This window comes from Halovenus salina (assembly GCF_026410925.1).
Lineage (GTDB): Archaea > Halobacteriota > Halobacteria > Halobacteriales > Haloarculaceae > Halovenus > Halovenus salina.
The window spans coordinates 751,831-773,155 of the sequence record NZ_CP112972.1; the positions used below are offsets into that span (position 1 = coordinate 751,831).

Here is a 21,325-nt window from a genome sequence, read left to right on the forward strand (position 1 = left end):
GCTGGACAGTGATTGTACTCGCTCCCCTAAGAAGGTTCGCAAACCCCAGACTGAAAGTAAAACTACGTCATTGAGGCGAGTTTCGCGATGTAGACGAGACTGAGAAGGTGGTCGTCGATATCGAGTGCGGTTCCCTCAGACGAGGTTTCGGCTTCGAGCCCGAGCAGGTAGTCGTTGAGCGTCGACTCGCAGTCTTCGGTGATCCAGCCGACGGCCTCGTAGTAGTTGAGCGCCTCGACAGCGCCCTGATAGCCGGCGTGTAACAGGAGAAATTCGAGCCACTCGAAGACGAGATTTTCACCTCCGTAGTGCTCCGGGAGGCCATCGAGATACGGCTTCGTCGCGTCGTTGGTCGCTTCGAGCGGCAGGAGTTCGCGGTAGAGACCCGCTCTGTACGAGGTCTCTCCCCCGCCGCCGGAGGACGTACTGCCGGCGTCGAGGCCCCCGGAGCGGCCGATATCCGCCTCGTCGACATCTCGACGGTCGCCGGCATCCCCACCCCGCTCCCGGGCCATCTTCCGGAGCTCGTTGAGGTCGTAGTCGCTCGGGTTGATGCTCATTAAGTACCGTATCGTATCGAGCTATTGTAAATGTTGTCGATGGGTCAGACAGTCGTCTGACGGCCGGGCGCATTTCTTGGAGATGAAAATGGGAAACGTATTTTTATTACTGCGGGTCACATCCGTTCGAACACGAGACGATGACAGGTGATGACACCGGGCCAGCCCGTTTCTGTGTGACGAACGCGAAAGGAGGGACCGGAAAGACGACAATCGCAATCAACGTCGCGGGGGCGTTGAATCAGCGTGGTCGGGACGTTTTGTTCGTGGATGTCGACCCGCAGGGGAACGCAACAGAAGGCCTGGGTCTGCTGGAGGCCTACGACTCCGCGCCACCGACGTTGTTCGACGTACTCACCGACGCCGGCGAGCGACCAAACGTCGGTGACCTTGTCGTCGAGCACGAAGAGATGGACGTTCTTCCGGCGAATATCGACCTGCTCCACGCGGAACACGAGCTGACGCTCGCAGACGTAATGGCAAAGCTACAGGGGAACGGGGCCGCCCTCGACGCCCTCGAAGAGTTGACGCTTAATGTCACTGCTGACGATATCGACGGGCCACACGCGCTTGATGTGCTCTCGTCGGCACTGTCTCATATCGAAGACGACTACGACTACGTCATCGTAGACTCGCCACCATTCTACGGCAAGCTCACGGACGCGAGCATCTTCGCGACGGGCAACGTTCTCGTCCCGGCACTGACCGAGGCGACCTCTGAGCGGGCAATCGAACTGCTCATGCAACAGATTGCCGCCCTGGAGGATCACGCCGACATGACCGTGAACACGGTCGGTGTCGTCGCCAATCGCGTCGAGCAGACAAACGAAGACGAGACGATGATCCAGTGGCTCAACGAAGTCTATCCGGAGACGCCCGTCTGGGAGGTGCGAAAGCGCGTCGCACTTCAGCGGGCATTCTCTGCCGGAAACTCCGTCTTCGAGTACGACCCGTCGATCGATATGGCTGGCGTGTTCGAGACGATCGCGGCAGAGCTCGACAGACAGTTCGACCGCCCCGAGGTGAAACCATGAGTGATAATGACGATGAGCGACTTGACCGGGCGAAACGTATCAGAAAAATGCGCGAAGGCGACGGCCGAGAGACAGACGACGAACCAGCAGAGTCGACCAGCGAAGAGGCATCAGCAGACGAGGAGGCCGCTGGCCACGGAGATGAGCCAGCTACGACAGCAGACGAAGACACAACAAGCGAGGAATCCGAAGCGATGGACACAGCCGACAAGACGGACGAGGAGCCGGCAACCCCGAATGTGAACGTTCCGGAGGCTTCGACGGCGACCGAGGCAGCCAACACCGAAGACGCCGACGAAGAGAACGATGTCAGCGCACCGCTGCCGGGCACCGAGGAACTCGAAGAGGCACTGGAGTCCGCGGAGGCAACGGCCGACACTGCGACGCCAGACGAAGTCGCTGACACCGCCGGCCCTGCGGGTGCACTCGACGACGAGGAGAGCCAAGAAGAGGAGACGCGCGTCCTCGAATTCAAGCTCGGCGACGAGTACTACTGTCTCGACATCGACTACATCGAGGAGATCGTCAAAGAGGAGACCATCACACGGGTACCGAACACCCCCGAGTACGTCGAGGGTGTCGTCGACCTCCGAGGCCAGATTACGACGATACTCAACCCCAAGGTGACAATCGAGAAAGACGACATGTCGCCGGGCGGCCTAATCATCGTCTTCGACTCCGAGTCGTTCGAGGACCAGGGACACATCGGGTGGGTCGTCGACGACGTCCGGCAGGTCTCGCCGATTACCGACGACGAGGTCAACGAGCCTCCGGTACAGGAACACTACATCAACGGTGTCATCGATCGCGAGGAGGACGAGCAGTTCGTCATCTGGGCCGAACCCAGCATGGCGATGGAAGAAGCCGAGTAATCGTAACCGTTTGGCGTCCCCGCCCCCAAGAACAATCAGATGGCCGAGTTCAATCTTCACGTCAGCGTCGAGCCAGACGGAATCGAGGCAGACTCGCTCGAATCGTATCTCGACCAGTACATCGACGACTCGGCGGAAATTGTCGTCGCAGACATCGAGGAGTCACAGACCGACGGGATAGAGGAGACGCTCGAAATCGACGGAATCGAGCCGTTCGCATCCTTGTATACCGAGCTCAGAGACAACGATGACCCACTGGAGCTGGGGCTGTGGGGACCGACCGCAGAGCGATTTCCCATCCCGGTACAACACTATGCCCTCCAGCAGATTTCTGACCCAGACGCCTACGAGTTTCACGCAGTCGATAACAAGGTGACCCTCGTTATCGCCGACCAGCAACACCAGCTCCAGCAGCTCCGCCAGGAAGTCCCACCGCCGGCGCTCGGATAAGAGAACAGTTCGACGACAGAGGCATCGAACAGTTTAGCCACTGCAGCCGCGACAGACGGGTTGGATTACTCAGCGCCCGCGAGCCACGCCGGGAGTTCGAGCGTTATCGTTCGGTCGACGCCAAACAGCACGAACAGCGCAAACAGCGCAAACAGGGCGGGCTGGTTCGTCACAATCCCGAACACACCGAAAATACCGAGCACACCCAGTCGTCTCACCTGAATCGTCACCATACCCCGAGTTCGAACAGCCAGAACAAATGAGTTACACTGTAGTTTTTAGTGTATCATACGAGCACTCCAAAAAGTCACAACACATATCCACGAGAGGACAGAACTGCCACCCATGATAGGTGTCGTCGGCGGCGGAATCGCCGGACTCGCGGCCGCTCACAGGCTCCAGGAGCACGGCCACGAGGTTCGGGTCTTCGAGGCGAGTGACCAGGTCGGCGGACTCGCTGCAGTCTATGAGACCGCGGGCGACCCAATCGAGAAGTTCTATCACCACCTCTCGAAATCCGAGGAGACTATCGTCGAACTTATCGAGGAACTGGGACTGGGAGGCGAGTTAGAGTGGCGCTACGGCTCGGATGCCTACTACGTCGACGGCGTGTCCCATCCGATGGACAAACCGTGGGAGATTCTCGCCTATCCACACCTCTCGCTGTACGACAAGTTCCGACTGGGGATGCTCGTCCTCGATATCGACGTTCGCGGGGGAATTCCATCGTTCGACACATACGAACGGCTGGAGGATTTCGAAGACATTCCGGTCAAGGAGTTCATCCTCGACCACACCTCGGAGGGCTGTTTCGAGCGCTTTTTCAGACCGTTGCTTGAGGCGAAGTTCGGCGACCGCTGGACCGACGTCAGCGCGGCGTGGCTCCTGGGACGCGTGAAGTTTCGCGGGGAGCGTGACATCCTCCGCGGCGAGGTGCTGGGCTACCTGCAGGGCGGCTTCGGGACGCTGCTCGATGCGCTCGTCGACAGCGTCGGCCGGGAGAACATCCAGACCGGGACTCGGGTGACTGACCTCGACGTGACCAACGGCGCAGTGGCCGGACTGGAAACAGAGTGCCGCGACGACGGTGCCGAAAGCCACGAGGTCGAGGACGTCGTCGTCGCAGCGATGCCGAATGTGCTCGAAGGATTGACCGGCTACGAGTGTGATATCGAGTTCCAAGGGACTATCTGCTCGGTCATCAGCCTCTCCGAGCCGCTGATGGATACGTACTGGCTCAATATCGCAGATGAGTCGCCGTTCGGCGCGCTCATCGAACACACCAACTTTGTCCCCCCGGAGCGGTACGGCGGCGAACACCTCCTCTACGTGGCAAAGTACATCCAGGACCTGGATACAGCGCTGTGGGCGAACGACGACGACGAAATCGAAGCGCAGTGGCTCGACGGCATCGCAGAGCTGTTTCCCGACTTCGACCGCGAGATGGTCAACTGGGTCCAGACCGCACGGAATCCCCGGACAGCACCGATTTACGAGCGCGGTTACCTCGATATGGTCGTTCCCTACGACCTCGGAGACGCGGTCGCCGATGGCGTCTACTACGCGGGAATGGCGAGTCGGGCCCAGTATCCGGAACGGTCGCTCAACGGCGGTATCGTCGCCGGATTTGAGTGTGCCGACCGCATCGCAGACGGTCAGTAGCTGTTCACGTTCTCGTGATTATCATCACGATTGATAAGCAAGATATAGCAATCCACATTAACCCCGACCCGTAATCTCAGGCATATGAGCACGTCGCACGTCATCGTCGGCGATGGGATTGCCGGTAGCTCGGCCGCCGAGACCATCCGTGAGAAGGACCCAGACGCGGAGATTACCGTCCTCACGGACGAAGGCGAAGCGCTGTACAACCGCATTCTCATCAAAGAGTACGCCAAAGGAAAACTCCCCGAGGCCCCCATCTCGATTCACGAGCCGGAGTGGTACGACGAGCGGGACATCGACCTGGAGCTGAACACCTACATCGTCAACGTCAATGCCGATGCACACACCGTCGAGACACACGAGGGCGAGGTCTACGAGTACGACAAGCTCCTCATTGCGACGGGCGGAACGCCGGCCCAGCTCCCGGTCGAGAACTCCGACGCCGATGGTATCAATCACTTCTGGACGTTCCAGGACGCCCGAGATATTCGGGAAAACGTCGAGGACGCAGGAGAGGGCGTCATCGTCGGTGCTGGTCTGCTCGGTATCGACCTGGCGGCAATCTCTGGCGCGCAGGGACTTGACGCCCACTACATCATGCGCGGAAATCGGTGGTGGCGCTACGGGCTCTCGCTCGACGGCGCGGAAATTATGCACGAAGCACTCGAAGAGATCGGCATTACTCCGGTGTTCGACGCAGGCGTCGACCGCTTCGAAGTCGACGACGACGGGCACGTCGAAGCGGCAATCACCCCCGATGGCGACCGGTACGACTGTGACTGGGCAGGAGTTGCGATCGGCCTGAACTTCAACACGGAGTGGCTCCAGGGCTCGGGCGTCGAGTGTGACGACGGTGTCATCGTCGATGAACACATGCAGACCGGCGTCGAAGACATCTATGCCGCAGGCGATATCACGCAGTTCCACGACGTCATCCTCGGCGAACGCACACAGAACGGTGCCTGGGGCTCGGCAAAAGAGCAGGGAACCGTCGCCGCAGAGAACATGGTTGAGGACGCCAATGAGGAGATCTTCCGGTGGGTTCCGACGTACTCGATTACCCATTTCGATTTCCCCTTCCTCTCGTTCGGTCACCCGACCATCGGCGACGACGAGGCAGAGCGCAAATACAACGAGAACGAATGGCGGCGGCTGGCGTTCAAAGACGGCAAGCTGGTCGGTGGTGTCCTTATCGGCGACCTTTCCCAGCAGTCCACCTACAAGAAGCTCATCCGCGAGGAGTGGGAGGTCGCAGGCAAGAAAGAGCTCCTTCTCGAGGAAGACGTTGACCTCGACCATCTTGAAGGCGCTGTCGAGGCCAACTAGACGACGGACCGACGCCCTTTTTTTAATAGGTGCCCTGAGTTTGGACATATGAACGGCGGAAACAGCGACATGACTCTCGCGTTCGAGCTGGAGGCACTCAAGCAACTCCGGAACCCGGACACCGTATTCACCGACGCGCGCCAGTGGACCGAGTACGTCGGCGTCATCTCGGAGAAGCCAACCTACGTCGTGACGAACTTCACCAGAAAACACCGCATCAGACAGGACTTCTTCTCCGGACCGCGAACGCGCGAGGAGAGTCTGAACAACATCAAAGCCCAGTTCGACAGCGACAGACACGTATTCGTTGGGACGGCCGACGAGGACGAACAGCTGGCAAACGAGACCGAGTGGGAGTACGTTGGTGTCGAGGCCGCGGCACAGGCTGCCGACTGGCAGCTCTCACTCGAGGAGGCGACGACAGAAGTCGAAGACGACGGACACGACGACTGGCCCTGACGATGCCGGAACCTGGAGTGCCGGGCGAGAGCGATGGACTCGAACTCCCTTGTGGCGAGACTGTCGAGCCGACCGACTTCGACCTCGGGATGCGGGAGTTTCGCTGCTCCTGTGGCGAGACACACGCCATCGTAACCGACGTCCACCCGCTGGCCAGGTTCGTCCCCGAGTTCCTCGTCGACACGCTCAGAGAGACAGTGACGACCGAGGACGACTTCGAGGAGTTCGGCATGCCCCACGCGATGGCGATGGTCGGCGAAGAGTTCCCCGAGAAAGTTGCCAGTGCCGACTGCTCGACCGAGGGAAGCGTGGGGTATTCCTTGGTGTGGGTCACCTCTTTCGACTCGCGTCGCCTCCACGGAGTTGTCGTCGAGCTGTTACTCGAGCTAATGGACCACGCTATCAGTCATGCTGATGACGACACCATCGCGGCCGAATTCGAGCAGTACATGGCCGAGTTCGACCTGGAAACGTTCGTCGACCTCTACCGCGACGAGCGTGAGTTCGAGAGCGAACACGACTCCGCCGTGTGACTGGTGGGGTCTGATACTGTTTGTTGCGGTAATTTTCGCACCCACGTAACACATACCGGTGTTTCACGCTGTGTAGCGAATGTCCTATTTTACCATACCGAGAAAGGCTCGCAACAAACGCTATGAAACAGCCGGTGTGTTATTCGAGACAGATATACGTCCGCGTGTCGTCAACACCATCGAGCTCGTTGAGATCAGTTGCGACTGCGTGGATGACCTCGTATACTTCATCACCTTCTGCCTCGACGATGATGTCGTATCGGCCAGCAACGACGTGCGCTTCGATGACAGCGTTCATCTCCTGAATAATCTCCAGTAGGTCGGCTGACTTTCCGGCTGTCGTCTTTATCGTAATAAAAGCCCGTACCATCCTAAAGTAAAAATGTGGTGCCTACTATTAAAAATATTCCCCGTGGCGGCTATCGTTTCCGGTCTGCCACGGTGGATACCTTTATTCCCCCGGTCATCGTAAAGAGGAATATGCTGTTTGTCATTGTTGGCGCAGGGCGCGTGGGCCTCCGAACCGCCCGTGCAATCCGCGAGAGCGGCCACGATGTCGTCGTTGTCGAAAAAGGCGACGAGATGAGAGAGCGTGCCAGAGAGGACGGCTTTGAGGTCGTCGCAGGGGATGGTGCGGTAGAAGACACGCTCGAACAGGCCGGCATTGAACAGGCCGATGCACTCGGTGGCCTGACCGGAGATCTCAACACGAACTTCGCCGCGTGTACGATAGCCAACCATCACGGCTGCCGAACCGTAATGCGCATCGACGAGGACTACAGGGAAGACATCTACCGGACCTACGTTGACGAGGTTGACGAGGTGATCTATCCTGAGCGCCTCGGTGCAATCGTCGCGAAAAATGCACTTGTCGGCGGCAATATCCGTGCGATTGCCGACATCGAGCAGAACCTGCAGCTCGTCGAGTTCACGATCAACGACTCCGCTCCGATGCGGGGATACTCCCTCTCAGAACTTGAGCTCCCAGGCCGGGCCAAGCTGTTGGCTATCGGCACGAATGACGAGCCGCTCCGGCCGCCGACATCGGACGACACGCTCGATACTGGGACACAGCTCATCGTCCTTTCGGATTCAGCAAAGATGGACGACGTTCGGAGCCTCATCGTCGGAGAGGACGAACAGACGGCAGTTGGAGGTGTATGAACATGGTCAAAGCGTACATCATGGTCAAAGCTCACACTGGCGAAGCGGACAGGCTGAAAACTGACATCGAGGCAATCGAGGGCCTAGAGCGCGCTCATATCGTCGCTGGCGACGTCGACCTCATCGCTGTTACCGACGTCGAGTCGCCAGCCGCAGTGAAAGATATCGCGGCCACCGAAATCCAGTCGATTGACGGTGTGAGCACCACACAGACCTACATCGCGATGGACTAACTGCAACGGGTCACTACAGCGGTGTTCCGCCAGTCTCTCCCTGGCTCGCGTCCGAAAGTAGCTCTGACACCGGCGGCGTGTAGTCGTATCCAGGAATGATCCCCTCGGCGTACGTCCCCTCGACGAATTCGGCGAAGGTTTTCGAAAGGGTGGCCCCTAAATCGGGCTCTGCACACGAAAATTGGTATCGGACCGAAACAGTCTTTCCGCGGTCCTCAACGGTCATGTCGTCTATCTCAACAGCTGTTCGTGTCGCACTCGGCGCGTCGGCAAGCCGCCGTTCGAACGTTTCGAGCCAGTCTGTTTCCACCGTGTCACCTACGTGATCCTCCGTTGCACCCTGGATAGTCGGGGCCTTAACGCGGACGGTGTACTGTTTATCACTTGCATGGTGTTCGACAGCCACAGCGGTGTCGAATACGACAGTCAGGAGACGGAATTCATCTCCTGCTCGCTCGAATGCGTCGTGGCTGGAAAGCGCCCGGACCGCTGGCGAGTTCTCTGTGTCTGTCATCACCGTACTGAAAGGGTCGGACTCTCAAAAGAGTACGGACAATCAGTGGGTCAGTTCGGAGAAGTGACTGGATGGCCGTATATAAAAGTATATACAAAATCTGTTTTAGTATCGAGAACACCGTGTAGATCCAGGCAAGTCCGCATATGTCCTCAGATTATTAGTGATTTATATATAATGGATGTACACAAGCTTTTTTACCCTTCATCTGATTTTGAGTGTGTATGCGACGGTCTAGCAATAATCGAAAGCAAGGTATGAGTCGACGTCAGTGGCTAGCAATGCTCGGCATCGGTGGGACAGCCGGGCTAGCTGGTTGTCTTGGCGGCAGTGACGGCGAAGACGGCGAAGACGGCGAAGACGGCGAAGACGGCGAAGACGGAGAGGACGCAACCGCTACGCCCGCCTCCAGCGGTGACGGTGAGGACGATGGTGACGCGTACACCGACGACAGCGATGAAGGTAGTGACGTGGGTGATGAACTGCCAGAAGTCTCTGGTGAATATGTCGGTGTCGAAGGAGAGGGTTTTCAGACGCTAAATCCGCTGTATAATACTTCAGCGAATGCTGGCAGTGCAATCAGCTACGCCCTGCCAGTCCCGTATACGTTTGACAACAACAACGAGCTGTTTGGGAACCACTACAAGGAGATTACGACCGAAGACGGCGGAAACGTCTGGGTAATCGACATTCGTGAGAACCTGAAATTCAGTGAGCCATACGGTTCCTGTACTGCTGAAGACTGGGTCTATCAGATTCAGGAGCTTCACCAGCAGGACTGGGCTACGACCGGACCGAGCCCGGACTGGTCGGATATAAACGTTGAGCTTGTCAGCGAATATCAGTTTCAGGCAGAGCTTCCAGAGGGAGATCTTCTCTGGCCCGAGTCGTATACTCCATCTCTCAGGCCAGTTCCGAAAGGGCTTGTCGAGCCGTACGTCCAAGAACAAGATGATAAAGGCCTCCAAGAGGACGAGGAACTGTTAGAGTTGCAGTACACGGGCAACTTAGGCCCGTATACACTCGACGAGTGGCAGCGTGATGCGGGTACCCGATACTCTCGTAACGACGAATACTACCTCCGAGATGCCGACGATGTCGCAGATAAGTTCGGCAATGCACCGTACTTCGAGAGTGCCGCAGTCGAGGTTATCCCCGAAAAGAGCTCACGCCTCGCTGCGCTCGAAGCTGGTGAGGTCGATGAGGTCGAGCTTGAGCCAGAGCGTTTCGAGGAGTTCCAGCAAAAAGAGGGAATTCAGGCCCTCCAGCAGCCATCCCCATACAACACAATTATCTCGGTCAATCAGCGGGATAACGGCTGGCAATCTGGGCCCGGTAACCTGTTCCGGTATAAGGAGTTCCGGCAGGCGTTGAATATGGCGATCAACAAGCAGGAAGTAATCGAAGGAGTTCTGTACGGGTTGGCGAAAGAGCACCACACGTGGCAGCCAAGGTTCTCACGGTTCTATCCTGGCGAAGACAACATTGAGAAATACGGTGTTGGTGACCTTTACGGTGCAGATGTCGCACGAGAACGTGCGCAACAGGCATTCGAGCGCTCTGAATTCGACTATGCGTTCGACGGCGACCAGATGGTCACCCCAGAAGGAAACCAAGTTGTTCTGGACGTTAAATACAATTCCTCCAGTTCCACCCAGGAACTGAAAACTGACTTTTACAGACAAGAGCTCAGTGACAATCTTGGTATCAAGCTAGAGCCAGAGCCTCTCGACGCGACGAAGTTTGCCAACGACTATTGGAGCGCCGAGCCAGAAGGTGGAACAGATACCATCCAAGGCGAAGAAGTCGAGTGGACGGCCCCGAACCAGAACAACCCTGGCCCACGGAGCGTCACTTCCAAAGAGTCCTGGGATATGTCTGTTATCTACGGGCTGAACACGTACCCGCGGAATCCCCTCACCAATAGCGTTTTCTTCGGAAACGGTGCGACATCCTTCTATAACCCTGTCGGCTATTACCCTGAGTTTGACCTCAGCGGGCTGTTCGATCAGGCACAGCAGGCTACAAGCGAGGAAGAACTCCAGTCGGCGCTCAACGAGATCTTTGTTGGTCTCAACCGTGACCAGCCGTACATCATGCGGACGTTCAGTGACGACCTGTATGGGTACCCAGCGAACCTCGAAGGGCCGATTGAGTCCTTTAACAGCGGTTGGGACTTCCCGGCATACTATAAGAAGTAACGCGACAGGGTAGAAGCCAAACTCAGACATAGCATCTAACCTGCTCGTAGCATTCATTTCAATGATAAGAATGAGTACTGACAAGTCGGTTGGATTAATCTGAGTCTAGACATAAGCTTTATAATCACAAATTAAAAAGCAGCAAACCAATGAGTAACATACATCACAACAACACAACGGTGAGTATTCGATGAGTTTCAAGCGATACGTCGCAGCTCGGACGCTGTACGCAGTCTTTGTATCGATGGTAATCGTTACGCTTGCGTTTATTTTCCTTCGTCTCTCGCCAAATCCAAATATCCAGGAGGCTGCGCGGAGTGCAGCACTCCAAGGCGGCGACCCAGAAGCGGCAGCAGAGCTGGTGAAAGAGCGACGTGGTCTAAATGACCCGCTGTATGTCCAGTGGTGGGACTTCATCAAAAACATATATACGCTGGATTGGGGCTGGTCACAGTCCCGCAGCCAGCCGGTCACGGAGGCTGTTCTCGAAGGATTGTACTACACAGCGCAGTATTCGATTCCGTGGACACTGCTTACGATAACTATTGGCCCCGCTCTCGGACTGTACTCAGCTTCAAGAATGTACAGTTGGAAGGACCACTTAGCGACATTCTATGCGTTCTTCGGGTTCGCTATCCCGAATTTCTTCTTCGGGATACTCTTGCTTTTGTTCTTTGGAGTGTGGCTCGGCTGGGTTCCGATCACCTACGACACGACTGTCCCAGTGTTTAGCTTCGAAAACGCGAGACAGTTGGTGCTACCTGTTATAACACTGGTTACTGGATCAATCGGCGGAATCATGCGAGTATCTCGTAACGAATCAGCTGAGTTCATGAACAGCGACTTTATGAAAACAGCTAAAGCAAAGGGTGTGTCGCCTGTACGTGCCTGGGCGTACCATGTGTTGCGACCGACTATGGTCCCGCTGTCGACCAGTATGGTATCTCGCCTTCTCGCTCTATTCACAGGAGCGTCAGTGCTGGTTGAGGTTGTCTTCTCGATTCCAGGCCTTGGGCGACTTTTGTTTAGTTCTGTCGTTGCAGAAGACACGAGTCTTGTGTTAGGAACAACGCTCGTCTTTACATTTATTGCAGTTATGGGGAACCTGATAGAAGATATCGTATTTAGAGTATTGGACCCACGAATCAGTTACGACGATAGAGACTAACCCAGAGGGTGATCACAACAATGTCAAAAGAACACGAGCGGTTTGACGAAGTTGACTGGAGTGAGATAAATGATCAGACATCACGATTGTCTTTGTCAATAAATACGAAGCTGTTGTTCGTTTCGTTGGCACCTATCGTTGGGTTGTTTCTCTATGATTTCTTCAGAGTAGGCGAGTTCGAAAGCACGTTCGAAAAGCTCGGAAGCGATCTGGGCCTTTCAAGTATGTTCGAATCGCTTGGAATGGACTGGGACCCAGGGAGCATCGACTATCTGTTTTTCGTTACATTACTTCTGTTTGTCTGGTACATGGTATTCCCGTTGTACCAGAACCCCCGTATGACGAAGTACTACTGGACTGAGTTTAAGCGAAACCGGCCAGCGATGGTGAGCCTGATCTGGCTCGGAATCGTCTTCATTGGCGGAACAGTTGGCCCCTTCTTCGTTAACAAGCCCAAACAGGATATCCTGTACGGCTACCAGCCACCAGTTTTTTCTGAAGTTTCAATGTTGAATATAAATAACTGTAAGGGTGATGTTGTTGACGGAATGTGCCAAGGAACATGGGAACACGCCTTGGGGTCGACAAAAGGCGGAAAGGACGTGTTTGCGATAATCGTCCACGGTACCACTGTGTCGATTAAAATTGCGTTTATTACGACGTTATTAGTGGCATTAATTGGCGTTTCAATTGGGACGGTAAGCGCGTACGCAGGCGGTTGGGTTGACGAGATTCTAATGCGCTTTACTGATATTGTTCTCTCATTCCCGACACTGATTTTCCTTATCCTCTTAACCTATATTTTCGGGACAAGTCTCGGTGTGTTTCTGCTTATTTTTGCAGTATTCAGCTGGGGAGGTCTCGCTCGGTACTCTCGAAGCAAGGCGCTATCTGTCACTGAAGAAGAGTTCGTGAAAGCCACTAGAATAAGTGGAGCGAGCAAATATCGCGTTGTGAGACGCCACATCGTTCCAAACACGGCAAGTTCAATTATAACAGACTTAACTCTGGCAATCCCGGGATTCCTGCTAGCTGAGGCACAGTTGTCGTTCCTTGATCTCGGCCCAAGTGCAACAAGCTGGGGCGGTCTCATTGACAGCGGATTTAGTTCACTCAGCTATGCACCTTGGATCACGCTGTCCGGAGGTCTCGTTCTGTTTATTACCATATTGGCGTTCAATTTTGTCGGGGACGCCCTCCTTGATGCGTTGAATCCTGAGGCAGAAGCAGAATCCGAAAGCGAACAAACTGGAGGACAACTATAGTTCATGACCACAGAGACACCACTACTTGAAGTCGAAAACCTGACCACAAAATTTCGCACAGACGAGGGAAAACTAACTGCAGTCGATGGCATCGATTTCACAGTCGAAGAAGGTGAAACCGTTTGCATCGTTGGTGAGTCGGGCTCCGGAAAAACGGTCGCAACCGAATCGATAACCGGGTTGGTCGAACAGCCGCCTGGCTATGTTGAGGGAACAGCCCGATACCGTGGAGAGGACCTGCTTTCGATGAATAGCGAACGGCTGCGAGAGATACGTGGCGAAGAAATAGCACACATCTTCCAGAATCCACAGGAGGCGATGAATCACTGTTACAGCGTTGGCTGGCAGATTGCTGAGGCACTTAAGATACACGACAACAATATCAGTGACAGCGAAGCCAGATCAAAAGCAGTCGATCTGCTTGACCGCGCTGGGATTGCGAATGCCTCCTCTCGTATCGACGATTACCCCCACGAGTTTTCGGGCGGTCAGAAACAGCGTGCGATGATTGCGATGGCACTGGTAACGAGTCCAACGCTACTCATTGCGGACGAACCGACGACGGCGCTAGATGTGACGATTCAAGCGCAGATACTCCGCTTAATAGACGATATTCAAGAAGAGTTTGGGATGTCTATTCTTTTCGTGACACACGATCTCGGAGTCGTTGCCGAGATTGCTGACAAGGTCATTGTGATGTACTCTGGAAAGGTTATGGAACGGGGTGACGTGTTCGATATCTTCGAGACACCAGCACATCCCTACACACAGGCACTGATGAAGTGTATCCCGGGCCAGGGTAACAGTGGGGGCGGCATCCCTGGAACCCTACCGGACCCACATAACCAGCCTGACGGCTGCCGATTTGCATCCCGGTGTGAGCATGCGGTCGAAGACTGTCAGGTCGGCGAACAGCCAGAAGATATTGCAATTGGAACAGAGCACAGCGTCTCCTGTATATACTATCAGAACGGATATGACTCCTCCGTCGTCAGAGATCCCGATCTTGAGCAGGGAGACGGCAGGAGCGATCCCGACCAGACGGGGGTGACGGGAGGTGACTGATCCGATTATCTCAGTACGGAACCTCAAGAAACACTATAAGATGAAAGGCGGGGCACTCAACCGGAGTGTTGGCTTTGCAAAAGCAGTTGATGGCGTTAGCTTCGACATCTACCCCGGTGAGACACTCGGCTTGGTCGGGGAATCCGGTTGTGGAAAGTCGACTGTCGCAACATCGTTAGTCCGTCTTGAGGAACCGACCGATGGCAGTGTCATCTTCAATGGTGGTGAGTGGGCGTCCACTTCGAGCCACTCGGACACGGAACCGAGATCCAACGACGTTACCACGTTTGATAAAAGAGATCTCAAGCGGTTCCGGCGTGGGGCCCAGATGATCTTCCAAGATCCATCTTCAAGCTTCGATCCTCGGATGACTGTCGGAGGCTCCGTCGCGGAGATGTTGCTCGTCCACGGGATGGATGACAAACAACGGCGGCGAGCAATCGTGGAGGACCTACTCGAACGTGTTGGGCTTTCGGCCGAAGATTACGACCGATATCCCCACGAGTTCTCGGGTGGGCAAAAACAGCGCATTGCTCTCGCGCGGGCTCTCGTTTTGAACCCAGATTTTATTGTTGCTGACGAGCCAGTGAGTGCGCTCGATGTCTCGATTAAGGCGGAAATTCTCTCGCTCCTTAAAGATATACAGGAGGAATTCAACCTTTCGATGCTGTTCATTAGCCACGATATGTCGGTTATCCGGGAAGTCTGTGACCGTGTAGCAGTCATGTATCTTGGGGAGATTGTAGAGCTTGGCCAGACAGAGACAATTTTCAACAACCCGAAACATCCATATACGGAAGCGCTCATCTCAGCAATCCCAACACCAGACCCCAGAACCAGTCAGAAAGGGATTAAACTTGAAGGAACAGTACCCGACCCATCGAACCCACCATCGGGTTGTAAGTTCCATACGCGCTGCCACCGGGTTATCCAACCCGATAGGTGGGATCTCGATCAACAAGTATGGCGGCGACTCCTCAACTTCCGTGATCGCATCCAGGCCGGAGCAATCGAACTCGACACACTTCGTGAGAATGTAACACGACAGGAGGACAAAGGTGCTGTCTCAGCCGACGACGCAATTACCTCTGAAATCCGCAAGGAGTTTAATCTCCCACAGAAGCTCGACGACCCCGACGCCGAATCAACACTGGCAGAGGCGACAGAAGCCCTCGCTGACGATGACTTCGAGAGGGCAGCGCAACAGCTCACTGAAACGTTCACGACACCGTGTGAAGAAACCGACCCAGCGGAGGTTAGCCATAGCGATACTCACACATCGGCATGTCTGCTCAACGATGAAGAACAGAGCCCGATGAACGCCGCCACTACTAACGACTGACGAAGGCGAACGCTTAATATCAAAAAAGCCGCTGCACACTGCTTTTTCGAGAAGAACTCGCAACTTGTGTAACTCGCTGTTCACCGTGAGAAACAGTTTGCGGCTACGCCGCTCGCTTGTCGAGGCCTCACTTCGTTCGGGACAAAATACTCACGGCTCACTCCGTTCGCCGTTCGGAGTCCGAGAGACTCGTTCCACTCGTCTCTCGCTATGCGAGGGCTGGGGTTCTCACTCGATGCCGGACGGTCGCTCACTCTGTTCGCGCTGCGTCCACCGTAGTTCGAATCCCAAGAGCTGCAGTTGCGGCTCAAGATTTGTTTGCCGCAGAATACTCACGGCTCACCCTGTTCGCAGCGCGAAACGGCTCGCGGCTTCGCCGCTCGCCTTGTTGAGTCCTTCACTTCGTTCGGGTCTCGCTATGCGAGGGCTGGGATTCGAACCCAGGGACCCCTACGGGAGCGGGTCTTAAGCCCGCCGCCTTTGGCCTAGCTCAGCCACCCTCGCGCATGTTCTTCTCGCTCAGGCAATCAAAAAGGGGTTACGAAGACCGTCGACTAGTTGCCGTGAATCTCGACGGATTCGAGGAGAATCGTAGAGGTCGGCTCGTCGCTGCCGTCGGTGTCTGCGTTGCCGATTGCTTCGACGACGTCCATCCCGTCAGTGACCTCACCGAAGACCGCGTGCTTGTCGTCGAGATGTGGCTGTGCGTCGAGTGTGATGAAAAACTGCGAGCCGTTCGTGTCCGGGCCGCGATTCGCCATCGAGACCGTGCCGGCCCCATCGTGGCGCAGTTCGGGGTGGAACTCGTCGTCGAAGGTGTAGCCCGGGCCGCCTCGGCCAGTGCCGGTCGGGTCCCCGGTCTGGAGCATGAAGTCCTCAATGACGCGGTGGAACTCCACATCGTCGTAGAGCGGACCGTCGACAGGGTCGCCGGTCTCGGGGTGTTCCCACTCCTTCTCGCCGGTCGCAAGGCCGACGAAGTTCTCGACAGTGTTGGATGCTCGCTCGTCAAAGAGGTCGATTTCGATGTCGCCTTCAGATGTGTGCAGCGTTGCACTGAGTTCGCTCATACCAAAAGGAGGGTTGCCCGACAGAAAGACGTGCCGATTGTTGGCCGGCGGTCACTGCGCGAGCGGGTCCCGTTCCCAGAACTCACTGGATTTTTTCAGCTTCGGAACCCAGGTGTCGCCGTCGCGGGCCAACATTGCGACACGAGAGGCCGGGACCTGCTTGAGCTCGTCGTGTGGCAGGTACTCCTGCATCTCCTCGGCGAAGGCGACGACATCCTCGTGGTCGGGCATCGAGTCTCGGTCAAGACGCCCCCGAGAGTGACCGACGTGCATGTACGCCTTCAGCTCGATAAAATCAGCCCGCGCACGGGTACACATCGCCGCGTACCACTCGGGGTGGTGCATGTTGTGGCCGTCGGTGAGCGTCGTTCGGATTACCGTCCGTGTCTCGTCTTTCTCGGCCAGCACGTCGAGGGTCTCGATGAGTCGATCCCATGCGTCGTCGTCGACGGCTTTAACCGTCTGGTCGAAGGTCTTCCTGTCAGCGGCGTCGACCGAGACATACAGCTGTGTGGGGTCACACTCGGCCAGTACGTCGGGTTTGGTGCCGTTCGAGACGAGGAAGGTCGTGATGTCGCGGTCGTGGAACTCCTCGATAAGTTCCGGGAGGTGTGGGTACAGCGTCGGTTCGCCGTCCAGCGAGATAGCAACGTGGCGTGGCTCCATCGCTTCGTCGAAGCGCTCGCGAGGAACCTCCTCGTTGCCGCCAAAGCCAGAGAGCAGCTTCGTCTGGAGCTCGATAGAGGCCTCGGCCACGGCAGCGGGGTCGTCCCACTCCACGTCGCCGAGTTCGTAGGCGTGCCCGGCGTGGTCGCGCCAGCAGAACACACATCGTTCGTTACATTTGACGACCGGTGTCATCTGGACACAGCGGTGTGATTCGATGCCGTAGAAAATATTCTTGTAGCACTTTCCCTCGCCGCGGAGGGCGTTTTTCGTCCACCCGCAGGTCTGGACGGCAGTATGATTATCATTGTGGTAGCTCGGATCGTCTACCTGTTTCGGGCCACCCTCAGAGTCGCTCATTGGTTTCACAAGACACCTCCATACGCTAAAACGTTCCTCTCCGCCGTGGAATCGATGTATCGCTACTGTTAAGCGACTGCTGAAGCGAGACCACAGTATGGACCCGCGAGTCCGCGAACACGCCGAAACTATCGTTGATCACTCGGTAAATGTACAGGCGGGCGACGAAGTTATCCTCCAAGGAGACCCTGTCGCCGAAGACCTCATCGTCGCTATCGCCGAGCTGTGTGGCGAGCGCGGAGCGAACCTCTCGACGCGCATGAACAGCTCGCGCGTGTCTGCGGCCTACCGACGTGCAATCGATGTCGAGGATATCTCGCAGTCGGCTGTCTCGCTGGCGGCGATGGAGAACGCCGACGTCGTCATCCTCATCCGGGCAGACGAGAACACAAACGAAACAAGCGACATCGACCCCGAAAAGACCTCTGTCCTCGCCCGCGAGAACGAGGAGCTGATGGAGGTCCGGATGGGGAAACGCTGGGTTGGGACCCAGTACCCTGCACCCGGTAACGCCCAGGACGCCGAGATGAGTACCCACGAGTACGAGGAGTTCGTCTGGAACGCCGTCAACAAAGACTGGGAGGCCATCCGAGAACACCAACAGCAGATGGTCGAGATTCTCGACCCAGCCGAGGAGGTTCGCATCGTCTCGGGTGAGGAAACCGACGTGACGATGTCCGTCGCCGGCAACCTGACGCTGAACGACTACGGCGAGCGTAACCTTCCCGGCGGCGAGGTGTTCACCGCGCCGGTTCCCGACAGCGTCGAGGGCGAGGTACTCTTTGACAAGCCGCTGATGGCACAGGGCCGAGAGATACAGGATGTCTATCTCAAATTCGAGGACGGCGAAGTCGTCGATTACGACGCGGCCAAAAACGAGGACGTGCTCTCGGCGGTGCTGGACACCGACGAGGGAGCGAGCCGCCTCGGTGAGCTCGGTATCGGGATGAACCGCGACATCGACCAGTTCACCTACAATATGCTGTTCGACGAGAAGATGGGCGATACGGTCCACATGGCACTCGGTCGTGCCTACGGCGACACTGTGGGCGAAGACAACGAGACAAACGAGAGTGCGATGCACATGGACATGATCGTCGACATGAGTGAGGATTCGCGTATCGAGGTCGACGGTGAGGTCGTCCAGCGCGACGGGACCTTCCGTTTCGAGGACGGCTTCGAAGAGTAGTCACAGGCAATCGCCAGAGGCAAATAGACGCCAGCGAGTATACTCGCTCAGAGTATGTTCCTCGCGATGCGTGGGGAGGTCGAGGCCGAACTCGAAGATGCGCTCTCGACGCTCGACTTTCCCACAGACGACCTCGGTATCGAACAACCGCCGGACGATGTCGACGCCGTGCTGGCATCGAGCGTCGCCTTCCGGCTGGCTGGAGAGGCCGGTGCGCCGCCACCCAAGGTGGCCGGCGATATCGTCGACGCCTTCGACGCCGGTTCGTGTGAGTACATCGAGACCGTCGCTGCGAACGGTCCGTACGTCAATTTCCTGCCGAGTGAGGCGTACTTCGCCGGAACTGTCGAGGCTGGACAGGCCGAAGAGTACGGACAGCTGCCCGACCAAGAGACGAGCGTCGTCGTCGAGCACACGAGCGCGAACCCGACTGGACCCGTCCACGTCGGGCGTGCGCGGAACCCGATTGTCGGTGACGCGCTCGCGAACCTGATCGAATACGCCGGGTACGATGTCGACCGCCACTACTACGTCAACGACGCCGGCCGTCAGATTGCCGTGTTCACCTGGGCCTACGAGACCTTCGACGAGGCGGACCTGCCCGAACCCGAGCGGGACCGCGTCGAGTACGACATGGTCCGGTACTACCGGAAAGGGAACACCGTCCTCGAAGAGGGCGACGAGGAGACAGTCGAGGAAGCCGAGGCAGAGGTACAGTCCATCATCCAGGGACTCGAAGCGGGCGACGAGGAGACCTACGAGCGCGTCGGCGAGGTTGTGGACACGGTACTAGGCGGCATGCGGGAGTGTCTCGAACGCCTGCCCGCCGAGTTCGACGAGTTCGTCAAGGAGACGCGGTTCATCGAAGACGGCTCGACAGAGGAAATCGCAGCAGAGCTAAAAGAAAGCGAGCATGCAGTCTACGAGGACGACGCCTGGCAACTCGACCTGACCGAGTGGGATATCGACAAGAATTTTGTCTTTCTGCGCTCGGACGGCACCTCCCTGTACACCACTCGGGACCTGGCTCATCACGAGTGGAAGTTCGAGAACTACGACGAGGCCGTAACGGTTCTCGGGGAGGGGCACGGTCTCCAAGCACAACAGTTGCAGGCCGCACTCGAGACTCTCGGCAACGACACCGGCGCGCTGGAGCAGGTGTTACACGGTTGGGTCAATCTGCCCGGCGGCGACTCGATGTCGACGCGTGAGGGGACGGGTATCATGCTCGACGACTTGCTTGACGAGGCAATCGAGCGCGCCCGCAACGAGGTCGAGACCCGGATGGACGACCGGATTCGGAAAGACGACCTCACCGAGGACGATATCGAGCGCATCGCCCGGCAGGTCGGCGTCGGTGCGGTCCGGTACGACATCGTCGCCAAGCAGCCGACCAAAGCCATCACCTTCGAGTGGGACCGTGCGCTTGATTTCGAGGCCCAGTCTGCGCCGTACGTTCAGTACGTTCACGCACGTGCGTGTGGTATCCTCGACGAAGCCGACCAGGCCCCGGCGACAGAGATAGACGCCACGCTCCTCGACAGCGACCCAGAGCGTACCCTGTTGCGGGAGATTGCGCGATTCCCCGCGGTCATTGAGGAGGGCGCAATCGAGCGGACTCCCCACATCGTCGCGACGTACACCCGTGACTTTGCCGAGGCGTTTAATTCCTTCTACAGGGAGTGTCCGGTCGTCGATGCACCCGAGGACGTACGGGACGCGCGGCTCGCCCTCGTCGTCGCAGCGCGGAACACGATTGCGAACGCTCTCGACGTACTCGGAGTCGAAGCACCCGAATCGATGTAACTTTCGCTGTTGCTACGGAGTGTCTGAAAAGAAAGCCCCGTAAAGGGCAGAATCCCTGCTTACAGGTCGCGCGGCTGCACCGTTTTGCGGTCGTTCTCCTCGGCACGTCGGGCTGCGTCTGCGAGAAGGTCTTCGACCTCCTCGTCGAGGGCATCGTAGAAGTCCGACGCAACGTTCATATCATCCAACTCTTCTTTGACAGCAGCTTTGACGATTAGGTCTGCCATACAGGGGAATTTTCCAGAGGGTTGTTTATAAGTTTTCCCGTTTTCCTGCGTTATAGCCGCTGTGAGCGGAGTTGCGGCAAAGATGTATGTGTGGCTTCACCGAGCGAGAATGTGTGTCACATGACAGGCACAACTAGTGACTAACACCCCAACACA

General features: G+C 56.8%; 23 protein-coding genes and 1 tRNA gene. 16 read left to right on the plus strand and 8 right to left on the minus strand.

The window, feature by feature from the left end:
- Positions 1-62: 62 nt before the first annotated feature.
- A complete protein-coding gene (locus OSC37_RS03750) occupies positions 63-560 on the minus strand; it encodes a FlaD/FlaE family flagellar protein (protein WP_267163269.1) in 498 nt (165 codons plus the stop codon).
- 140 nt (positions 561-700) lie between these two features.
- On the opposite strand from OSC37_RS03750, the gene OSC37_RS03755 reads away from it, so the two are divergent.
- The 3 genes from OSC37_RS03755 to OSC37_RS03765 are packed head-to-tail and all read left to right on the plus strand — an operon-like array spanning position 701 to position 2,916.
- Positions 701-1,594: a ParA family protein gene (locus OSC37_RS03755; protein WP_267163270.1), complete on the plus strand. Its 894-nt coding sequence runs from the start codon at positions 701-703 to the stop codon at positions 1,592-1,594.
- The gene (locus OSC37_RS03760) at positions 1,591-2,466 is read left to right on the plus strand and encodes a chemotaxis protein CheW (RefSeq protein WP_267163271.1); all 876 of its coding nucleotides are present in this window, start codon (positions 1,591-1,593) and stop codon (positions 2,464-2,466) included. The genes OSC37_RS03755 and OSC37_RS03760 overlap by 4 nt, the downstream gene beginning before the upstream one ends.
- A gap of 39 nt (positions 2,467-2,505) precedes the next feature.
- The gene (locus OSC37_RS03765) at positions 2,506-2,916 is read left to right on the plus strand and encodes a hypothetical protein (RefSeq protein WP_267163272.1); all 411 of its coding nucleotides are present in this window, start codon (positions 2,506-2,508) and stop codon (positions 2,914-2,916) included.
- A gap of 65 nt (positions 2,917-2,981) precedes the next feature.
- Here the strand turns inward: OSC37_RS03765 and OSC37_RS03770 are convergent, their stop codons facing one another.
- Positions 2,982-3,149 (minus strand): hypothetical protein, encoded by a 168-nt coding sequence (locus OSC37_RS03770; protein WP_267163273.1) that lies wholly within the window; start codon positions 3,147-3,149, stop codon positions 2,982-2,984.
- A gap of 112 nt (positions 3,150-3,261) precedes the next feature.
- Here OSC37_RS03770 and OSC37_RS03775 point away from each other — a divergent pair, with 112 nt between their 5' ends.
- From OSC37_RS03775 to OSC37_RS03790, 4 genes are all read left to right on the plus strand, one after another.
- The gene (locus OSC37_RS03775; RefSeq protein ID WP_267163274.1) at positions 3,262-4,578 is read left to right on the plus strand and encodes an NAD(P)/FAD-dependent oxidoreductase; all 1,317 of its coding nucleotides are present in this window, start codon (positions 3,262-3,264) and stop codon (positions 4,576-4,578) included.
- An 84-nt stretch (positions 4,579-4,662) separates the two neighbouring features.
- Positions 4,663-5,907, plus strand: a complete 1,245-nt coding sequence (locus OSC37_RS03780) for an NAD(P)/FAD-dependent oxidoreductase (RefSeq protein WP_267163275.1) — start codon at positions 4,663-4,665, stop codon at positions 5,905-5,907.
- A 48-nt stretch (positions 5,908-5,955) separates the two neighbouring features.
- Positions 5,956-6,366 (plus strand): DUF7124 domain-containing protein, encoded by a 411-nt coding sequence (locus OSC37_RS03785; RefSeq protein WP_267163276.1) that lies wholly within the window; start codon positions 5,956-5,958, stop codon positions 6,364-6,366.
- Between the two features lie 2 nt (positions 6,367-6,368).
- Positions 6,369-6,899 (plus strand): DUF5815 family protein, encoded by a 531-nt coding sequence (locus OSC37_RS03790; protein ID WP_267163277.1) that lies wholly within the window; start codon positions 6,369-6,371, stop codon positions 6,897-6,899.
- Positions 6,900-7,038: 139 nt separating this feature from the next.
- Here the strand turns inward: OSC37_RS03790 and OSC37_RS03795 are convergent, their stop codons facing one another.
- Positions 7,039-7,269 carry an Lrp/AsnC ligand binding domain-containing protein gene (locus OSC37_RS03795; protein WP_267163278.1) on the minus strand — a complete coding sequence of 77 codons (231 nt, stop codon included), beginning with the start codon at positions 7,267-7,269 and terminating at the stop codon, positions 7,039-7,041.
- A gap of 110 nt (positions 7,270-7,379) precedes the next feature.
- Between OSC37_RS03795 and OSC37_RS03800 the strand changes: the two genes are divergently transcribed.
- Positions 7,380-8,063 carry a potassium channel family protein gene (locus OSC37_RS03800; RefSeq protein WP_267163279.1) on the plus strand — a complete coding sequence of 228 codons (684 nt, stop codon included), beginning with the start codon at positions 7,380-7,382 and terminating at the stop codon, positions 8,061-8,063.
- A gap of 2 nt (positions 8,064-8,065) precedes the next feature.
- Positions 8,066-8,296: an Lrp/AsnC ligand binding domain-containing protein gene (locus tag OSC37_RS03805; RefSeq protein WP_267163280.1), complete on the plus strand. Its 231-nt coding sequence runs from the start codon at positions 8,066-8,068 to the stop codon at positions 8,294-8,296.
- Positions 8,297-8,309: 13 nt separating this feature from the next.
- On the opposite strand, the gene OSC37_RS03810 is transcribed toward OSC37_RS03805, so the two are convergent.
- Positions 8,310-8,810: a DUF5813 family protein gene (locus OSC37_RS03810; protein ID WP_267163281.1), complete on the minus strand. Its 501-nt coding sequence runs from the start codon at positions 8,808-8,810 to the stop codon at positions 8,310-8,312.
- Between the two features lie 257 nt (positions 8,811-9,067).
- Between OSC37_RS03810 and OSC37_RS03815 the strand changes: the two genes are divergently transcribed.
- The 5 genes from OSC37_RS03815 (at position 9,068) to OSC37_RS03835 (ending at position 15,851) form a co-directional block, all read left to right on the plus strand.
- Complete coding sequence (locus OSC37_RS03815) at positions 9,068-11,011, plus strand: ABC transporter substrate-binding protein (protein ID WP_267163282.1); 1,944 nt, start codon at positions 9,068-9,070, stop codon at positions 11,009-11,011.
- A gap of 190 nt (positions 11,012-11,201) precedes the next feature.
- Complete coding sequence (locus OSC37_RS03820; RefSeq protein ID WP_267163283.1) at positions 11,202-12,179, plus strand: ABC transporter permease; 978 nt, start codon at positions 11,202-11,204, stop codon at positions 12,177-12,179.
- A gap of 20 nt (positions 12,180-12,199) precedes the next feature.
- Positions 12,200-13,444, plus strand: a complete 1,245-nt coding sequence (locus OSC37_RS03825; protein WP_267163284.1) for an ABC transporter permease — start codon at positions 12,200-12,202, stop codon at positions 13,442-13,444.
- Between the two features lie 3 nt (positions 13,445-13,447).
- Positions 13,448-14,509, plus strand: coding sequence for an ABC transporter ATP-binding protein (locus tag OSC37_RS03830; RefSeq protein ID WP_267163285.1), 1,062 nt, complete (start codon positions 13,448-13,450; stop codon positions 14,507-14,509).
- Positions 14,502-15,851 (plus strand): ABC transporter ATP-binding protein, encoded by a 1,350-nt coding sequence (locus OSC37_RS03835; protein WP_368409531.1) that lies wholly within the window; start codon positions 14,502-14,504, stop codon positions 15,849-15,851. The genes OSC37_RS03830 and OSC37_RS03835 overlap by 8 nt, the downstream gene beginning before the upstream one ends.
- A gap of 419 nt (positions 15,852-16,270) precedes the next feature.
- Here the strand turns inward: OSC37_RS03835 and OSC37_RS03840 are convergent.
- From OSC37_RS03840 to twy1, 3 genes are all read right to left on the minus strand, one after another.
- Positions 16,271-16,355: transfer RNA gene (locus OSC37_RS03840), tRNA-Leu, on the minus strand.
- Between the two features lie 50 nt (positions 16,356-16,405).
- Positions 16,406-16,921, minus strand: coding sequence for a peptidylprolyl isomerase (locus OSC37_RS03845; protein ID WP_267163286.1), 516 nt, complete (start codon positions 16,919-16,921; stop codon positions 16,406-16,408).
- A 51-nt stretch (positions 16,922-16,972) separates the two neighbouring features.
- Positions 16,973-17,947 carry a 4-demethylwyosine synthase TYW1 gene (gene twy1, locus OSC37_RS03850; protein WP_267163287.1) on the minus strand — a complete coding sequence of 325 codons (975 nt, stop codon included), beginning with the start codon at positions 17,945-17,947 and terminating at the stop codon, positions 16,973-16,975.
- 97 nt (positions 17,948-18,044) lie between these two features.
- Here twy1 and OSC37_RS03855 point away from each other — a divergent pair, with 97 nt between their 5' ends.
- Positions 18,045-19,136: an aminopeptidase gene (locus tag OSC37_RS03855; protein ID WP_267163288.1), complete on the plus strand. Its 1,092-nt coding sequence runs from the start codon at positions 18,045-18,047 to the stop codon at positions 19,134-19,136.
- Positions 19,137-19,190: 54 nt separating this feature from the next.
- Entirely contained in the window at positions 19,191-20,942 is a 1,752-nt protein-coding gene (argS, locus tag OSC37_RS03860) for an arginine--tRNA ligase (protein WP_267163289.1), read from the plus strand.
- A gap of 59 nt (positions 20,943-21,001) precedes the next feature.
- Here the strand turns inward: argS and OSC37_RS03865 are convergent, their stop codons facing one another.
- A complete protein-coding gene (locus OSC37_RS03865; RefSeq protein ID WP_267163290.1) occupies positions 21,002-21,169 on the minus strand; it encodes a DUF1931 family protein in 168 nt (55 codons plus the stop codon).
- Positions 21,170-21,325: the final 156 nt, after the last annotated feature.

Bases quoted from the DNA above. Each gene is read 5' to 3' on its own strand.
- OSC37_RS03750 (WP_267163269.1), bottom strand. From the start codon at position 560: ATGAGCATCAACCCGAGCGACTACGACCTCAACGAGCTCCGGAAGATG.
- OSC37_RS03755 (WP_267163270.1), top strand. From the start codon at position 701: ATGACAGGTGATGACACCGGGCCAGCCCGTTTCTGTGTGACGAACGCG.
- OSC37_RS03760 (WP_267163271.1), top strand. From the start codon at position 1,591: ATGAGTGATAATGACGATGAGCGACTTGACCGGGCGAAACGTATCAGA.
- OSC37_RS03765 (WP_267163272.1), top strand. From the start codon at position 2,506: ATGGCCGAGTTCAATCTTCACGTCAGCGTCGAGCCAGACGGAATCGAG.
- OSC37_RS03770 (WP_267163273.1), bottom strand. From the start codon at position 3,149: ATGGTGACGATTCAGGTGAGACGACTGGGTGTGCTCGGTATTTTCGGT.
- OSC37_RS03775 (WP_267163274.1), top strand. From the start codon at position 3,262: ATGATAGGTGTCGTCGGCGGCGGAATCGCCGGACTCGCGGCCGCTCAC.
- OSC37_RS03780 (WP_267163275.1), top strand. From the start codon at position 4,663: ATGAGCACGTCGCACGTCATCGTCGGCGATGGGATTGCCGGTAGCTCG.
- OSC37_RS03785 (WP_267163276.1), top strand. From the start codon at position 5,956: ATGAACGGCGGAAACAGCGACATGACTCTCGCGTTCGAGCTGGAGGCA.
- OSC37_RS03790 (WP_267163277.1), top strand. From the start codon at position 6,369: ATGCCGGAACCTGGAGTGCCGGGCGAGAGCGATGGACTCGAACTCCCT.
- OSC37_RS03795 (WP_267163278.1), bottom strand. From the start codon at position 7,269: ATGGTACGGGCTTTTATTACGATAAAGACGACAGCCGGAAAGTCAGCC.
- OSC37_RS03800 (WP_267163279.1), top strand. From the start codon at position 7,380: ATGCTGTTTGTCATTGTTGGCGCAGGGCGCGTGGGCCTCCGAACCGCC.
- OSC37_RS03805 (WP_267163280.1), top strand. From the start codon at position 8,066: ATGGTCAAAGCGTACATCATGGTCAAAGCTCACACTGGCGAAGCGGAC.
- OSC37_RS03810 (WP_267163281.1), bottom strand. From the start codon at position 8,810: ATGACAGACACAGAGAACTCGCCAGCGGTCCGGGCGCTTTCCAGCCAC.
- OSC37_RS03815 (WP_267163282.1), top strand. From the start codon at position 9,068: ATGAGTCGACGTCAGTGGCTAGCAATGCTCGGCATCGGTGGGACAGCC.
- OSC37_RS03820 (WP_267163283.1), top strand. From the start codon at position 11,202: ATGAGTTTCAAGCGATACGTCGCAGCTCGGACGCTGTACGCAGTCTTT.
- OSC37_RS03825 (WP_267163284.1), top strand. From the start codon at position 12,200: ATGTCAAAAGAACACGAGCGGTTTGACGAAGTTGACTGGAGTGAGATA.
- OSC37_RS03830 (WP_267163285.1), top strand. From the start codon at position 13,448: ATGACCACAGAGACACCACTACTTGAAGTCGAAAACCTGACCACAAAA.
- OSC37_RS03845 (WP_267163286.1), bottom strand. From the start codon at position 16,921: ATGAGCGAACTCAGTGCAACGCTGCACACATCTGAAGGCGACATCGAA.
- twy1 (WP_267163287.1), bottom strand. From the start codon at position 17,947: ATGAGCGACTCTGAGGGTGGCCCGAAACAGGTAGACGATCCGAGCTAC.
- OSC37_RS03855 (WP_267163288.1), top strand. From the start codon at position 18,045: ATGGACCCGCGAGTCCGCGAACACGCCGAAACTATCGTTGATCACTCG.
- argS (WP_267163289.1), top strand. From the start codon at position 19,191: ATGTTCCTCGCGATGCGTGGGGAGGTCGAGGCCGAACTCGAAGATGCG.
- OSC37_RS03865 (WP_267163290.1), bottom strand. From the start codon at position 21,169: ATGGCAGACCTAATCGTCAAAGCTGCTGTCAAAGAAGAGTTGGATGAT.